Below are 15609 nucleotides of genomic sequence, written 5' to 3'. Positions count from 1 at the left end.
GGAAGAAAAATGGCACAGACAAAGTCTGCCAAGGTAGTCGGATTGTTTGTAGCTGCTGCTTTGACGATTAGTGGCTGCTCGTCAGGGGCAAACGGATACGATGATGATTGCTACGATTCCAACAATGATGGATATTGTGACGATGGTGGCAGGGGTGGAAGCTCTTCTACCTACGTAGGCTCTGGTGGCAGCAAGTACAATAGCAATACATCTGGAATTACAAGTGGCTCCAAGGGCGGAATCGGCAGCTCTGGCACGTCCAGCTCGGGGTGAACGATGATGAAATCCGATCAGGATCGGCGAGAACAATTGTATAAACCGATGCGTGAGGAAGGCGTGTTTACGTGGGACTGGATGTACGGAGAAGAGTATGCGCTGGCGGATATCCATCTGATCTCGCGTGAATTTCGGGAAGAGCTGTCACTGGCGACGGAGCGATTGGGACGCATTTTTGCCAAGGTTGTCCCTGTGCTTCAGCAGGCAGATCCAGCATTGCTTCTTGAGCTGGGCGTACCCCAAGCGGCTATAGGAGCCGTACGAACCGGTGTGAACGAAATCCAGCCGACGATGATTGGGCGGTTTGATTTTGCCCAAACAACAGAGGGCTTGAAAATGCTGGAATGCAACAGCGATACGCCAACCGGGATTGTAGAAGCTTATTATGTAAATGGCCGCGCTTGCCATTTTTTTAATCGGGAAGATCCGAACGCCGGGATGGAAGCACATCTCAGGAATACTTTTGCCAGAGCATTAGAGGGTTATCGCAGGCTAGGTTACGAGACTCGGCATATTTGGTTCAGCTCATTGGATTGGCATGAGGAAGATAAAGGCACGACGCAGTATTTGCTGAGGCTGTCAGGACTTCCAGCCCAATTTGCGCCATTGGAGCTGCTGCGTGTATGGGAGGATCGTTTGTATGTAAAAGAAGGCGAGGACCTGCTCCCGGTAGATGTGCTGTATCGATTACACGCGCTGGAAAAGCTGGCGATAGAAAAAGACGAAGATGGTTACCCCACCGGAGAGCATGTGCTGGCACTCATTGCAGAGCGCAAGCTGGCGATCATGAATCCACCGTCTGCCTTTCTGATCCAAACCAAAGCGCTTCAGGCACTTATCTGGAATTTGCATGAATCCAATCAGTTCTTTACAGCAGAGGAACAGACTGATATTGAAAAATACATGCTGCCGACTTATTTTGAAAATCGATTCGCAGGTGTTACGGATTACGTCACCAAGCCTATTTTTGGACGAGAAGGGGGAGGGGTCGTGATCTTCGCTGCACAAGGCGAAGTCCTGGAAAAGGACCAAGAGGAGTTTTACTGGGAGCAGCCGATGATTTATCAAAAAAGGGTGGAGCTGCCAAAGATTTGCGTGCAAACAGAAAAGGGCTCATATGATGGTCGTCTGCTCTGGGGGTCTTTTTGGATCGGAGGGAAAGCGTCCGCACTGGTCGCCCGTGTCGGAGGTCCGATTACAAACAATCTGTCTTATTATTTGCCGGTTGGTATCGAAGGATAAGAATATGGAAGGGAGCGGAGAGCGATATGCTTTCACAATGGGGGTACATCCTCAATTTTTTGGCGTATTTAGCAGTGACAATTCCGATTCTGGTCATCGGGATTTTTGTTTTTACCTTTACTACTCCTTATAAGGAGTTTGATCTGATTAAACAAGGGGCACAGACAGATGATCCGAAAAAAATGGCTGCGGCAAAAGCAGCTGCACACGACCTGGGAGGGAAAATCATCGGCCTCGCCATTGTGCTTGCTTCGGCGGTGTATCACTCGGTCAATCTGCTGGATTTAGTAGTCTGGGGCGTCGTCGGAATGATTTTTCAAGTCATCATCTTCTATTTGTTTGAATGGGTTACGCCTTTTAAAGTCGTCTCAGAAATACCGAACGGCAACGTATCTGTTGGTATTTTCGCCTCCCGTCTTAGCATCGCCGCTGGCTTGCTGATGGCTGCGCTTATCAGCTACTAAGCCTCGTTCACTAGCGGTAACAGGTTGGACATCGAGTGTTTGGGGAGGCGTCTACATTGTTTTGGCGGATCATGTATGAGATTTTTGTGATCATGCTTGTGATTACCTATGCCATTCTTTTATCAGCAGACTTTTCCAATCACCCGTTGCTGACGGACGAACTTATGCATGTAGTAGACAATGCGCTTATTGCGCTACTCGTTGTGGAATACGTGATCCGGCTCTGGCTGGCACCAGACAAGCGAAAATTTGTGATTTCCAATTGGTTTGATCTGGTAGCGATGATCCCGCTGGATTCGTATTTCTACATTGCGAGAATCATGCGTGTTGTCCGGCTAATCCGCATCGTACGGGCATCGCCGTTTTTGTGGGGAATTGTTCGATCCGGGAATATGCGCAGGGTGTTTGGAGTCGTTACGATTATTATGCTGTGGAGCTCGACCGCGATCTATTTGCTGGAATACGGTGTAAATGACAATATCAAGAGCTTTCAGGATGCGCTCTGGTGGTCGATCGTTACCACAACGACAGTGGGCTATGGGGATATTTCACCGGTGACTTCAGGAGGAAGGATCATGGCAGCGATTCTGATGCTGACGGGAATCGGCATGCTCGGGGCATTGACGGCTAATTTTGCTACACATTGGACCGAAACACATGATGCCAAAGCACCAAAGGCGCAAGATCGATTGACAGGCGAGATGAAGCAGCAGACGATCAGACACATCCAGCAAATAGAGGATCTAAACGAACAAGAATATGAAACATTGAAAGAAAGCCTCGATTTGCTCTATCGAAGGACACGAAAACAGGATGAAATATAAAGACGCAAACCAGTCCTATACCCAACTGAAGGGAGGACTGGTTTTTGCTTTTTTGTTTATCTGTAAATCAATAGGAGTAGGTAGTTAGATTGATCCTGGGAGGACAATGGAAATTCATGTTGACGGGGAAAATGATCGCCTATATAATTCCGAGTAAACACATATGAAATAGAAAATAAATTCAATTAAGGGGACTATCCGATGTCAAAAACAGCGGTATTGGTAATTGCTCATGGTTCACCCGATCCAGACTGGCTGGCGCTTGTAGAATCAGCCGTTCAGCAGTGCCGCATTCTTTTGCCAATCCGGGTAGCCTATCTGGGAGGAGTAGAGGGTCGAAGCATTCATGATGAATGGGAGAGATTGGAGGCGGCAGGAGCACGCAGGATTGTAGTTGTTCCACTATTTGCTACAGCAGGAAGTAACCATGTCGGGGAAATTCGCAGCATGCTTGGCTTGGATGCCTGGCCATCAGGCGAGACCGAGCTAGTTCCGGTGGAGACACGTGCGCGGGTTCTCTGGTGTCCCCCGCTCGAGGACCATCCTGTCGTGGAGCATATCGTTGCCCAGCGAATCGCTGAGCTATCCAGCAATCCAGCCCACGAATCCCTGCTGCTTGTGGGCCATGGCAGTGATTTGCCGGGATGCCACGAGCGCTGGGAGAAGCTGCTTCTGCGTTTAACCTTTCGCTTGCAAAATCGCTATTCTTTCTCGGCGGCGGGCTATGCAACCCTGCGTCCCGATACGTTGCGGGAACAGGCTCGTCTGCTTGCGGAAAAAGGAGAGGTCATTGTACTTCCGTTGTTCGTCAGCCAAGGCTACTTCACTCGTCGAGCGATCCCTGATCGGCTGCAAGGCTTATCGTATCGCTATGAGGGTAGTGCATATTTGCCCCATCCCTTGATTGCAGAATGGATTACGCAGTCGATTCGGATGGCGCTAGTAAACACACAAAGGAGCGTGTATGAGTATGGCAGAGAGAAAGCAGTGGAAATGGGAAGATGATCCTTCCTTGAACAAGATGGAATTCACCAAGCTGGAAAAGGATGGACTGGATGTCATCGAGACGATCGTCAATACGTATTCCAAAGAAGGCTTTCAATCGATTGAATCTTCTGATATGGACCGTTTCAAATGGGCGGGCGTCTATCAGCAGCGCCCAAAGGACGGTCACTTTATGATGCGCGTACGGATTCCCGGCGGGATTTTGAGCAGTGAACAGGCGCGAGTGCTGGCACGTATCGCTCAGGACTACGGACGCGATCTGGTAGATGTCACGACGCGTCAGGCCGTTCAGTTTCACTGGCTGACGGTTGAAACTTTGGCGGACATTTTTGATCGACTAGCTTCTGTTGGGCTGTCCTCGTTTGAAGCATGTGGAGACTGCCCTCGTCAAATCATGGGAAATCCATTGGCAGGGATCGACCCACACGAAGTGATTGATACACGTCCACTGGTAGCAGAGCTGGAGAAATTCTTTTTGCTCAACCGCGAGTTCTCCAACTTGCCGCGCAAATACAAAATGTCCATATCGGCTAATATACACAATGCTGCTCACGCACAAATCAACGATCTCGCTTTTACCCCTGCGAAGAAAAAGATCGCTGGCGAGGAAGTCATCGGCTTCCATGTATGGGTAGGTGGCGGATTGTCTGCCAAGCCGCATCTTGCCAAGCAACTTGATATATTCGTTCGTCCAGAAGAAGTGGTGAAAGTAGCTGAAGGCGTCACGACACTATTCCGTGATTTTGGCTATCGGCAAAAACGAACACATGCCCGCTTGAAATTCCTGGTAGCCGATTGGGGACCGGAGAAATTCAAAGACGAGCTGATCAACCTGATAGGTGAGCTGGAGGCAAGTGGTGAGGATTTACTCAAAGGCTGGAATGGCGGCTATTTTTATGGTATTCACGAGCAACGCCAGGCGAATCTCTACTACGCAGGCTTGTCCGTTCCTGTTGGTCGCATGAATGCAGCAGAGCTGATCGAGCTAGCTCGTTTGGCAGACGAGTACGGGGATGGAACCATTGGCACCTGCAATACGCAAAACGTGCTTATTCGCAATATTGCAAAAGAAAAAGTCGCGGCTTTCCAGGAAGAGCCTCTCATTGTGAATCGCTTCAAATTAACCCCAAGTACATTTGTCGGGTATGCGGTATCCTGCACAGGAACGGAATACTGCAATCTGGCTATTGTCGAAACAAAAGAACGGATGCGCTCGCTGGCTCAGTATCTGGATGACACGGTTGTCTTGGATACACCACTGCGCATTCATATGATCGGCTGTCCGAACTCTTGCGGTCAACGGCAGATCGCCGACATTGGACTGCAAGGAGCGCTTGTGAAGACGCCAGGCGGGATGGTAGAGGCATTTGACATCCATGTGGGCGGTACGCTGGAGGAGGCGCAATTTAACCGCAAACTGAATGCGAGGATCACGGTAGATCGATTGGGGCCATTCCTCGCCCAGCTGATTACGCTCTACAAGGAAGATCGTCAAGAGGGCGAGCAGTATTGGCGCTACGTAGAACGCGTAGGGCTTGCACATATTCAGGAGCAGGTGGACGACATTTTGCAAACAGCGTAAACCACACGTGATAAAGGCTACGAGAAAAGAGGGACAGAGGATGGCAGAGGAACAGACAGAGAGCTATCTCTACAAGCTGGAAGCCGTGCTGGAGGAAGGCAGGCTATTGACAGTGGTCGTAATTGCCAAATCAGATGAGCGGGCATTTTCAACCGCAGAAAACAATATATTGCGTCACACGGTCGCTCCACCCCAGATTAAGGAGCTTAGTCTGGTCGAAAAGAAGCCGCTGGGGCGCCAAGGTGTAGGGTTTGTAGTAGAAACCTCTCACTTTAGCTGATTCCATGGTGATGGCATCAAGGAGGTAGGACAGGATGAAATCAGGCAGTGTCTTGTTTGTAGGAGCAGGCCCCGGTGATCCAAAGCTGCTCACGATCCGCGGCAAAGAAGCACTGGAGCGCGCGGACGTCGTGATTTACGACCGACTTGCCAATCCATTGCTGCTGACTTACGTCAAGAAGGAAGCCAAGCTGATTTACTGCGGCAAGGAAGCGGATCGTCACACACTGCCACAGGACGAAATCAACCTCCTCTTGATACAGGAAGCCCAAAAGGGGCAGATAGTGGTGCGGCTGAAAGGAGGGGACCCGAGCATGTTTGGGAGGGTAGGCGAAGAGGCTGAGGTATGCCTGGCTCATGCCATACCGTATGAGATCGTGCCTGGGATCACCTCCGGGATGGCCGCTGCTCTATATGCAGGAATTCCGCTAACCCATCGGGATTACAACTCATCGGTTGCGTTTGTTACCGGTCATCTTTGCGACAAAAATGCGGAAAAGGAGCCGGACTGGGCTGCACTCGCTTCTGTAGAAACTCTCGTGATCTATATGGGCGTGAAAAATTTGTCTCGCATCAAAGAGCGGCTGCTCGCACATGGCAAAGCAAAAGACACTCCGGTCGCCCTGGTTCGCTGGGGGACCCTTCGTGAGCAGCAAACAGTAGTCGGCAGGCTGGAGTCCATTGATCAGGAGGCAGCTTCGGCAGGCTTTACGGCGCCAGCCATTATCGTCATCGGAGAAGTGGTTCGACTTCGGGAATCTCTGAATTGGTTCGAATCGCGTCCCCTTTTCGGAAAAAGGATTGCTGTTACTTCAAAGCCAGGTATGGAGCGGTCTGGGAATCTCGCAACGAAGCTGGAGCAGCTTGGGGCAGAAGTCATCTCGATTCCACTGGTAGAAAGCCCGGCATCATTGCCTTTAGACATGGGGATTCCTGCTGATTTTGCCTCATATCAATGGCTTGTGTTTGACGATGAACGGCAAGTCTCTTTTTTCCTTAGGGTGCTGCGTCAGCGCAAATTCGATCTGCGGCAAATCAAAAGCAAGCTGGCTGCCCGAGGTAAACGTGCAGCAGATGCCCTGGAGAAAAACGGTCTATACCCGGATCAGGTGATCGACCAGGCATTGGAACCGACTCATCTGCATCACTATCTTGCTCTGCGTAAAGGGGAGCGGCTGCTCTATCTCAAACCGGGCCATGGCATGGTTGTTCTGCACTCTTTGGGAACAGTCACCCATACGGTTCAGGCAGGCGAGCTCGAGTGGGACCAGAAGCATCCAGCCGCCACATGGCTTGTGAATTACCCGGTCGACTGGCTCGCAACCGAAGATAGCTATGACTTGCCTGCCCTGCAGTCAATCGCAGGGGCAGAATGGCAAACAAAGCCGATCCTATGCATCGGCCATGAGGCAGAGACGAGAGCGAGAGAAATGGGCTGGAACGTTGTGACACTTGAACAGATCGAGCTCACCGCTCCAGAACCCGAAAAGGTTGTATTCTGCTAGATTTGCATGACAGGAGGTAGTGCGGCTCGTGGATTGGAGTTATGTCGCAATCGCCATTGCCTTATTTTTCGCCATGAATATCGGAGCGAGCGGGACAGCCGCATCTATGGGCGCAGCATATGGCAGCGGAGCTGTCAAAAATAGACGGATCGCCATGCTTTTGGTAGCCATTGCAGCACTTCTGGGCGCTGTTTTGGGTGGCAAAGAGGTGGTCAAAACCATCAGTGGAGGAATTATTCCGGTTACGCTGATGAGTGTCGAGGTCGTGGTCATTGTGCTTGCTTCCGCAACGTTCACCTTATTTGGCGCGAATCTGCTAGGAATTCCGTTGTCCACGAGTGAGGTAACGGTTGGATCGATCGTAGGAGTAGGACTTGCCTATCAATCGCTCTATGTTAGCCAATTGCTCGTCATCGTTTCCTTTTGGCTGCTCGTGCCAGCAGCGGCTTTTGTCGGAGCTTATTTTTCGGGCAAGCTGATCAGGCGCGTACAAGAGCGCTGGCCGAATCTGCAAAAGCCCGGTTCAAAAGGAGAGCGGTGGCTGTCACTTTTGCTGGTAGGTTGTGGTGTATATGAAGCTTTTTCTGCTGGAATGAACAATGTCGCCAATGCTGTAGGTCCACTGGTTGGGGCTGGCTTGATGACAAGTGATTCCGGCGTCTGGCTCGGCGGTTTCGCTGTAGCGCTGGGCTGTGTACTGCTTGGTGGAAAGGTGCTGGAGACGAACGGGAAAAAAATCACGTCTCTTTCTTTGCTGCAAGGGAGCACCATTTCTTTTACAGGAGGGACACTCGTCATCGTCGCTTCGGTGTTCGGCATACCTGTCCCACTTACACAGGCGACTACCTGCGCCATACTTGGGGTCGGAACGGCGGAAAAAGGCTTTGTACTCTGGCAAAAAGGAATTATCAAGCAGATCATGATGGTCTGGATCGTCTCACCAGTATCGTCACTCGTCGTATCGTTTGCTTTTGTCCATTTGTTTCTGCGCGCTGATCTGTATACATTGGTGGTCTTGGTCAGCGTCTTTGTCGCGACGCTTGGGTTTGTCGCATTGATTCGGCTGGTGCGCAGGGAGAATAGTTCGATCAACGATCAAGGGGGAGGCATATGAGCAGTTTGCATTATTCGTCGGTAACCGACGAACAGCTCGTACACATAAATAAAAGCCTGGCCAAAGGTGACACCATCGAAGTGGTCAAATGGGCCTATGATACGTTTTCCGATGATTTGATCTATTCATGCAGCTTTGGGGCAGAAGCGATGGTGCTTTTGGATATGATCAGCGGGGTGAAAAAGAATGCACGCGTCACATTTTTAGACACCCATCTTCATTTCCCGGAGACATACGCCCTGATCGAGCAGATTCGAAAAAGGTATCCAGAGCTTCACTTGACGATCAAGGAGCCGGAGATTTCTCTTGCACAGCAAGCAGAAGCTCACGGAGCTGAGCTATGGAAACGCCAGCCGGATCTTTGCTGTCAAATTCGCAAGGTCGACCCGATGGAGAGCGTGCTAAAAGGGACAGTTGCCTGGATGTCTGGACTACGCAGAGAGCAATCTGCGACAAGAGCCGACGTGCAATTCGTCAATCGTGATGAAAAATTTCAGTCTCTGAAAATCTGCCCGCTTATCCATTGGAGGGCAGAGGAGGTTTGGCAGTACATCCATATGTTTGAGCTGCCTTACAATGCGCTTCACGACCAGAGCTATCCAAGTATCGGCTGCGAACCATGCACACGTCCAGTCAAAGAGGGAGAAGACTCTCGTGCGGGTCGCTGGTCACAGCTTGGCAAAACGGAATGTGGTCTTCACCTGGCGAAATGATGTTCTCTTAAAAAGAGATAGAAATAAGGATGAGGAGTGAATGCAAGTGAGTGAGAGTGCCAAACGCAAAGATGACTTGATAAATCGGTTTGACCCTGAAGCAGATTTGTCGCTAGAGGATCGTGATGTAGAAATCGATGCCTTTTCTCTGTCGGATCTGGAGCTGATTGCCATCGGAGGATACAGCCCGATTACAGGTTTTCTCGATCAAAAAAACTACGACTCTGTGATCGAAAGGATGCGTCTTGCCGACGGAAGCGTTTGGAGCATTCCAATCACATTGCCCGTCTCGGAGGACGTCGCCAACCATCTGCAAATTGGCCAGCAGGTGCGCCTGACCCATAAGGGAACCATCTACGGGCTGCTCAGCATCACGGATATTTTCCACCCGGATAAGCTGCGTGAGGCACAGCTGGTGTATGGTACGGTCGATGAGAACCACCCGGGTGTGAAAAAGCTGCTGGAGCGACCAGCGGTCTATCTTGGAGGTCCCATCACTCTTATAAAACGAACAGAGAAGGGCGAGTTTGCCAGTCATTACTATGATCCAGTCGAAACCAGAGCGCGGTTTCGGGAAAAGGGCTGGAAGACGATTGTAGGCTTTCAAACCCGTAACCCGGTTCATCGGGCACATGAGTATATTCAGAAATCTGCACTGGAAATTGTGGACGGTCTGTTCCTGAATCCTCTGGTAGGAGAAACAAAAGCAGATGATATTCCGGCAAACGTGCGGATGGAGAGCTATCAGGTGCTGCTGCAAAAATATTATCCAGAGAGTCGGGTGCAGCTTGCCGTTTTTCCTGCGGCGATGCGCTACGCTGGACCGCGTGAAGCCATTTTCCATGCTCTGGTCCGGAAAAATTACGGCTGCACGCATTTCATCGTCGGACGGGATCATGCAGGTGTCGGCAACTACTATGGCACCTATGACGCTCAGCATATTTTTCACAACTTTACAGCAGAAGAGCTGGGGATTACCCCGTTGTTTTTTGAAAACAGCTTTTACTGCCGTACCTGCGAAAACATGGCTTCAACAAAAACCTGCCCGCATGGAGCCGAGCAGCATGTAGCGCTGTCGGGTACCAAAGTAAGGGAGATGCTGGCACGAGGAGAGGCCCCGCCGCCGGAATTTAGCCGACCTGAGGTAGCCCGGGTATTGATCGAGGGCTTGCGGCCACTTTCTGTGTAATCGGCAAAAGAGAGGGAGTGAGACTTTTGAGCAGAGATACTACAGCCCATATTGTATGGCATCCGACAACGGTAACGAAAAAGGAGCGTCAAGAGCGAACAGGTCACAAGAGTGCGATTCTCTGGTTTACCGGGTTATCGGGTGCAGGCAAATCTACACTGGCAAATGCAGTAGAGTATGAGCTGCACCAGCGCAGCCTGGCGAGCTATGTACTGGATGGTGACAACATCCGGCATGGCTTGAATCGGGGATTAGGTTTTGGACCAGATGATCGAAAAGAAAACATCCGCAGGATCGGTGAAGTTGCCAAGCTGTTTGTAGATGCCGGGGTTATCACTTTAACGGCGTTTATTTCCCCTTACCGCGAAGACAGAGAGCTCGCACGCAGTCTAGTAGACGAAGGAGAATTCATCGAGGTGTATGTGAAATGCCCGTTAGAAGAGTGCGAACGACGTGACGTTAAGGGGCTGTATCAAAAAGCACGAAGTGGAGAGATCAGCAAGTTCACGGGAATTTCCTCCCCTTATGAAGAGCCTGAGGTAGCTGAGCTGGTCATCGAGAGCAATGAGCACTCAATTGAGGAATCTGTCCGGACGGTTATTACTTATCTTGAAAAACGGGGGATCATCTCGATCTCTTCGTAAAAGAAAAAGCACGACGCTCTATGCGCCGTGCTTTTTCTGTATGCCAGGAAGCTATTTAGGTGCTACAGGCGTTACAACTGCAGGTTCTTCTGCATCGTACTCTTCCCATTCTGCTTCCAGTTCTTTTTGCCATTTATATTGCTCCAGCATGCTTTGGGCGAAAGGACGCATGAAGCCTTTGTCGCTAAAGCTGTTGATCGCTTTCTCATCCTTGTACAGCTGCTCAACAGTCAGACCAGCGTCTTTTGCTGGAATGTCGTACTTGGTAGCTTTACCGAAGTTGTACGCATACTGATCTGCTTCCAATCCGATTGTCAGAGCTTGCTTCATATCTTTTGTTTGGAATGTTACGTTCAAAGAGCTCTTTTGGTGAACAGGCATTTTCGCGCTGTCTACATAGAAGTCGAGGTTCCAAGCCAAGTTTTGGAAGCCTTCTTTTTTCAGCTCTTCTACGATTTTTTCAGGCGTGTAAATTTTGCCTGTTTCGTCGAGCCATTGCTTCGCGGACTTCATGCCTTCGGAGATGGTTGCTTCTGCCAGGGCACGTTTTTCAGCTTCAGTTGTTTTACCCATTTCTGGATCGATTTCTTCAGCGAAAGTGTTGGTGAGAACCATGAAATCAATCGCGAATTTCTTCACATCTTGGCTAGCTACAGCATCATTTGCAGTGAAGAAGAACATTTTAACCAGTTCTTTGGCGTCGATTTTGATCGCTACGTGTGTTGCATCTACTTTGTCGCCGTTTGGCAGCGTTACTTTTTCTACACCAAGGTTTTTCGCGTCAGCCAGCTTGTAGCCGTATTGGCTCACGTATTTTTTGATGAAGTTCAACGTGAGATCGTTCATTTTGTCCTGGAACGCTTTCAGCTTGGCAGGGTCTACTCCCTCTGTGCTATCGATGCCGCCAAATGGATTGGAGCTAGTAGCGTCAATGACCAAGTATTTGGAATCCAATGGAGATTTTACATATACTTTATTGTCTGCAGCGATCATCTCAACAGACGCTTTTTTATCGCCAGTCCAAAGCTTGTTGTCGCGCAGCAATTTGTCGTCGTTTACTTCAAGCTGGAATTTTGCGTTTTGCAGGCTTTGTTGAGAACCTTTTGCTGTTACGCCGGCCTTCAGTGCTGCCAGGAACGCCTGTCCCTCTTTATCTACCGCTGTTTCTCCGAATGCTGCCGGTAACTTCTCTACGTCACCTGTCAGCTTCAAAGTCCCTTGAAAATCGTAGTTTGGTTTATCTATGGATGCGACGATGGAATCACGCACCAAAGATGCTTCATTGGCACAACCTGTAAGCACGAGCATACCGGCAAGCAATAAAGCACTTCCCTTTTTCCACATGTTGTGTTCCTCCCCTATGTAATATTTGTTTTAGTTCCCACAATGTAGTACGTCCGAGATGAGAAAAGGTTTCGCAAATAAAGGAAAAAAATCGCCATTCAGGCAAAATAAGCCCCATTTTCGTGGTAAGATGAAAGGGAAAAGATGGTTTATGAAAGAAAGGGCGTTTGTACCATGTGGTTGTGGCTTCAAAAGCTGATGAATTTTTTTCAGGGTGAAGCAGAACAAAGAGTGGAGGAAGAAGTACGCTCTCCAGTAAATCCCGCTCCCCGTCAGCTCAAGGCAAAGACAAAAAACATCTACCCCAAAGAGCGGGCAAACAATCGTGATACGGACGATTTTCGATCAGGAAAGGAACGACAATTCCGTTTTCCTGTGGTTCCAGATGCGTATCAGGTGCCAAAGCGCAAAGAAAAGGAAGCAGCAAGAAATAACACGGTGACACGCGAGCAGGTTGCTTTTGAGCAGGAAAGAAATGCGTATACACGCGAGACGTCACGCACTGGCAGAGAGGTTCGTGAGAATCGAGAGATGCCTGTTGCCCCAAGAGTAGAGCAGAAAATAGAGAAGCAGCCCCCGGCACGTTTCGAGCCGAACCGGGAGCAGACAAGGCGGCAGCCCGAAAAACAAATGGAAAAAGTGGCTCGCCCACCCGTTTCATCAGAGGAAAAAAAGTCGTACAAGCCGTCTGAGATCATCTCGCCCGTCTACGGTAAAATTACGCCGGCTACCCGTGAGGTCGAGCATCGCATACATACGACCTCTGGGATTGTGTATCCGCGCTTGGAGCAAGAAGAGCAGCTAAATCAGCTAAAGCAATGGGAAAAAGAAATTGCCGAGCGTTATTTTCCAGAGGAGGGCAGTGCCGATGACATGGCGCCGGAGCTGGGGAACAAACGTGGTGAGCTAGATGCGGAAGCAGAAGCTGGCAATGAGGTTTCGCAAGCAGCAGCTGAAGTGGCTTCAACATTGGCGCCTCACATGCAAATAGCGGAGCAGACTGACGAGGAAGAAGAAATCGACATACAGCTTGCCACAAGCGTTGAGTCGATTGATTTAGCTCAGCTTGCTGAGCGTGAGGTGCTCGTGGCAGAAGCGGATGAACAACATCTAGTAGAGTTCGCAGCAGAGGGAGAATTGACTTCGGGAGTTGCCTACCAAGCGGAGGATGAAGCATCTAGCCTCGGAATAGTGGAAGAGGTAAGGGAAGCCGAAGAAGCAGCCCACCTCGAAGCAACGGAAGAGGCAGAGGAAGCTGAGGCAGTAGTCCATCTCGAAGCAACAGAAGAGGCAGAGGAAGCTGAGGCAGTAGTCCATCTCGAAGCAACAAAAGAAGTAGAGGAAGCTGAGGAAGCAGCCCATCTCGAAGCAACAGAAGAGGTAGAGGAAGCCGAAGCAGTAGCCCATCTCGAAGCAGCAGAAGAGGTAGAGGAAGCGGAGGAAGCAGCCCACCTCGAAGCAACAGAAGAGGCAGAGGAAGCTGAGACAGTAGCCCACCTCGAAGCAACAGAAGAGGTAGAGGAAGCCGAAGAAGCAGCTCACCTCGAACCAAAAGTAATTGAGGAAGAAACGGCCGCTGCTCGGTCTACGCTGTCAGTGACAGAGCAGGCAGCTACATCAGTTGAACAGCCAAATGAGCCAGCTCCACTGGCAACGACGACGAATACGTCAGCAGCAGAAGTGAGCAATGTCGCATCATATACATCAGACGTCAATCGACTGTTGGAAAGAGCAGGGCTTGATCAGCAACCGCCGATCTCGGAACCAATCAAGCAGCCGATGGCAGCGCGTGTACCAATTAGTGCACCAGTGAGTGAACCGGTAAAGGAGCAGGAGCCTGTGCAGGAGCCTGAGCCACCACCGTACGTCAAACCGCAGCTGGAGCTACTCAATCCAAGTCCGCCGCCGAGCGACGATGATGACGAGCATACGCAATTGCAAAAGCTTCTCCTGGAAGAGACGCTGTCCAATTTTAATGTAAGTGCGCATGTGGTTGGAATTGTAAAGGGCCCTTCTGTAACTCGATTTGAGCTGCAACCAGCACCAGGGGTCAAGGTTAACAAGATTACGAGTCTTGTCGATGATATCAAGCTGAATTTGGCTGCGAAGGATATCCGGATCGAGGCGCCAATTCCGGGCCGTAATGCGATCGGAATTGAGGTCCCGAATCTGGCGAGTCAGCCAGTTTTGATTGAGAAAATGATCGGCTCCGAGAAGTTCCACCAGCATCCGTCGCCATTAGCAGTGGCTCTGGGAATGGACATTGGCGGGGAACCGATTATTGCAGATATCAAGAAGATGCCCCATGGGTTGATCGCAGGCTCGACCGGATCAGGGAAAAGCGTCTGCATCAACTCGATCATCGTCAGTCTGCTGTACAAAGCAACACCAGAGCAAGTCCGCCTACTACTGATCGACCCAAAAATGGTAGAGCTCGCTCCTTACAATCACTTGCCGCATCTCATAACGCCTGTCGTGACCGAAGCGAAGCAGGCGACAGCAGCACTAAAATGGTGTGTTGAGGAAATGGAGAAGCGGTACGCCTTGTTTGTTGATGCAGGAGTGCGGGATATCGATCGCTACAACCAGACGACAGACGATCCCCTTCCGTACATCGTCATTGTGATCGATGAGCTTGCTGACCTGATGATGGTGTCACCGCAGGATGTGGAGGATTGCATTATTCGGATCGCACAAAAAGCCCGTGCCTGCGGTATTCACTTGTTACTGGCGACACAGCGCCCATCGGTTGATGTCATCACGGGGAACATCAAGGCAAACGTTCCTACTCGTCTGGCATTTGCCGTCTTCTCACAAGTCGATTCCCGCACCATCCTCGACCAATCGGGTGCAGAGAGATTGCTGGGACGTGGCGACATGCTTTTCCTCGAAAGTGGAACAACACCAGTGCGCTTGCAAGGTAATTTTGTTTCGGATGATGAGATTGAACGAATTACACAAGTGATTAAAAAGCAGCGAAAGCCAGCTTACTTGTTTAGCAAAGAGGATTTGGAGCAGCAGGTCCAGTCCTTTGATGTTGGAGATGATCCACTCTATTTAGAAGCGCTTGTATATGTCGCAGAACAGGGACAAGCATCCGCCTCCGGATTACAGCGCCGTTTCCGCGTCGGATACAATCGTGCGGCACGTCTGATCGAAATGATGGAATCAGACGGCTATGTTGCTGGGCAAAGCGGCGGCAAAGCACGGGCAGTTCTGATATCCCTCGAGGATGCGCAAGCTGTCGTAGAAGGCTCGACATTGGTCTAACGAGTTCAGCAAGCAAGAAAAAGAGTCTTACCCTGGTGGTAAGGCTCTTTTTTGGCGTGAAAATAAAGAATCATAAACAATTCCGGATGAAGAGTATCGCTAGTTGCCTAAATATTCGGAAAGGTAGTATGCTAGAAACAAGAAATAAGGTCAAACAA

14 protein-coding genes are annotated in these 15609 nt (G+C 50.2%); 13 read left to right on the top strand and 1 reads right to left on the bottom strand.

Going from position 1 to position 15609, the window contains the following annotated elements:
* The first annotated feature begins 9 nt into the window (after positions 1–9).
* The 12 genes from ADS79_RS32175 (at position 10) to cysC (ending at position 10837) form a co-directional block, all read left to right on the top strand.
* Positions 10–273 carry a hypothetical protein gene (locus ADS79_RS32175; RefSeq protein ID WP_049742573.1) on the top strand — a complete coding sequence of 88 codons (264 nt, stop codon included), beginning with the start codon at positions 10–12 and terminating at the stop codon, positions 271–273.
* A 3-nt stretch (positions 274–276) separates the two neighbouring features.
* On the top strand, positions 277–1518 hold the full coding sequence (locus tag ADS79_RS32170) for a glutathionylspermidine synthase family protein (RefSeq protein WP_049742572.1): 1242 nt from the start codon (positions 277–279) through the stop codon (positions 1516–1518).
* A 26-nt stretch (positions 1519–1544) separates the two neighbouring features.
* The gene (locus tag ADS79_RS32165; RefSeq protein WP_049742571.1) at positions 1545–1982 is read left to right on the top strand and encodes a DUF350 domain-containing protein; all 438 of its coding nucleotides are present in this window, start codon (positions 1545–1547) and stop codon (positions 1980–1982) included.
* Positions 1983–2038: 56 nt separating this feature from the next.
* Complete coding sequence (locus ADS79_RS32160; protein ID WP_049742570.1) at positions 2039–2806, top strand: potassium channel family protein; 768 nt, start codon at positions 2039–2041, stop codon at positions 2804–2806.
* 201 nt (positions 2807–3007) lie between these two features.
* On the top strand, positions 3008–3811 hold the full coding sequence (locus tag ADS79_RS32155; protein WP_049742569.1) for a sirohydrochlorin chelatase: 804 nt from the start codon (positions 3008–3010) through the stop codon (positions 3809–3811).
* Positions 3777–5393, top strand: coding sequence for a nitrite/sulfite reductase (locus tag ADS79_RS32150; RefSeq protein WP_049742568.1), 1617 nt, complete (start codon positions 3777–3779; stop codon positions 5391–5393). Before ADS79_RS32155 ends, ADS79_RS32150 begins: the two co-directional genes overlap by 35 nt.
* Positions 5394–5433: 40 nt before the next feature.
* Positions 5434–5673, top strand: coding sequence for a DUF3906 family protein (locus ADS79_RS32145; protein WP_049742567.1), 240 nt, complete (start codon positions 5434–5436; stop codon positions 5671–5673).
* A 34-nt stretch (positions 5674–5707) separates the two neighbouring features.
* On the top strand, positions 5708–7177 hold the full coding sequence (gene cobA, locus ADS79_RS32140; RefSeq protein ID WP_049742566.1) for a uroporphyrinogen-III C-methyltransferase: 1470 nt from the start codon (positions 5708–5710) through the stop codon (positions 7175–7177).
* 28 nt (positions 7178–7205) lie between these two features.
* Positions 7206–8291: an inorganic phosphate transporter gene (locus ADS79_RS32135; protein ID WP_049742565.1), complete on the top strand. Its 1086-nt coding sequence runs from the start codon at positions 7206–7208 to the stop codon at positions 8289–8291.
* Positions 8288–9004: a phosphoadenylyl-sulfate reductase gene (locus ADS79_RS32130; protein ID WP_049742564.1), complete on the top strand. Its 717-nt coding sequence runs from the start codon at positions 8288–8290 to the stop codon at positions 9002–9004. The genes ADS79_RS32135 and ADS79_RS32130 overlap by 4 nt, the downstream gene beginning before the upstream one ends.
* A 40-nt stretch (positions 9005–9044) precedes the next feature.
* Positions 9045–10193 (top strand): sulfate adenylyltransferase, encoded by a 1149-nt coding sequence (gene sat, locus ADS79_RS32125; protein ID WP_049742563.1) that lies wholly within the window; start codon positions 9045–9047, stop codon positions 10191–10193.
* 26 nt (positions 10194–10219) lie between these two features.
* A complete protein-coding gene (gene cysC, locus ADS79_RS32120) occupies positions 10220–10837 on the top strand; it encodes an adenylyl-sulfate kinase (protein WP_049742562.1) in 618 nt (205 codons plus the stop codon).
* A 51-nt stretch (positions 10838–10888) separates the two neighbouring features.
* Here cysC and ADS79_RS32115 read toward each other — a convergent pair whose 3' ends face one another.
* Entirely contained in the window at positions 10889–12181 is a 1293-nt protein-coding gene (locus ADS79_RS32115) for a hypothetical protein (RefSeq protein ID WP_049742561.1), read from the bottom strand.
* A gap of 174 nt (positions 12182–12355) precedes the next feature.
* Here ADS79_RS32115 and ADS79_RS32110 point away from each other — a divergent pair, with 174 nt between their 5' ends.
* Complete coding sequence (locus tag ADS79_RS32110) at positions 12356–15451, top strand: DNA translocase FtsK (protein ID WP_049742560.1); 3096 nt, start codon at positions 12356–12358, stop codon at positions 15449–15451.
* The last annotated feature ends 158 nt before the right edge of the window (positions 15452–15609 follow it).

Origin of the sequence: Brevibacillus reuszeri (assembly GCF_001187725.1) — a bacterium.
Classification (GTDB): Bacteria; Bacillota; Bacilli; order Brevibacillales; family Brevibacillaceae; genus Brevibacillus; species Brevibacillus reuszeri.
Note: the sequence above shows the minus strand (reverse complement) of the source record. Positions and strands in the feature narration are given on the sequence as shown.

Excerpts from the sequence above, each read along its gene's own strand:
- ADS79_RS32175 (WP_049742573.1), top strand. The coding sequence starts at position 10 with ATGGCACAGACAAAGTCTGCCAAGGTAGTCGGATTGTTTGTAGCTGCT.
- ADS79_RS32170 (WP_049742572.1), top strand. The coding sequence starts at position 277 with ATGATGAAATCCGATCAGGATCGGCGAGAACAATTGTATAAACCGATG.
- ADS79_RS32165 (WP_049742571.1), top strand. The coding sequence starts at position 1,545 with ATGCTTTCACAATGGGGGTACATCCTCAATTTTTTGGCGTATTTAGCA.
- ADS79_RS32155 (WP_049742569.1), top strand. The coding sequence starts at position 3,008 with ATGTCAAAAACAGCGGTATTGGTAATTGCTCATGGTTCACCCGATCCA.
- ADS79_RS32150 (WP_049742568.1), top strand. The coding sequence starts at position 3,777 with ATGGCAGAGAGAAAGCAGTGGAAATGGGAAGATGATCCTTCCTTGAAC.
- ADS79_RS32145 (WP_049742567.1), top strand. The coding sequence starts at position 5,434 with ATGGCAGAGGAACAGACAGAGAGCTATCTCTACAAGCTGGAAGCCGTG.
- cobA (WP_049742566.1), top strand. The coding sequence starts at position 5,708 with ATGAAATCAGGCAGTGTCTTGTTTGTAGGAGCAGGCCCCGGTGATCCA.
- ADS79_RS32130 (WP_049742564.1), top strand. The coding sequence starts at position 8,288 with ATGAGCAGTTTGCATTATTCGTCGGTAACCGACGAACAGCTCGTACAC.
- sat (WP_049742563.1), top strand. The coding sequence starts at position 9,045 with ATGCAAGTGAGTGAGAGTGCCAAACGCAAAGATGACTTGATAAATCGG.
- ADS79_RS32115 (WP_049742561.1), bottom strand. The coding sequence starts at position 12,181 with ATGTGGAAAAAGGGAAGTGCTTTATTGCTTGCCGGTATGCTCGTGCTT.
- ADS79_RS32110 (WP_049742560.1), top strand. The coding sequence starts at position 12,356 with ATGTGGTTGTGGCTTCAAAAGCTGATGAATTTTTTTCAGGGTGAAGCA.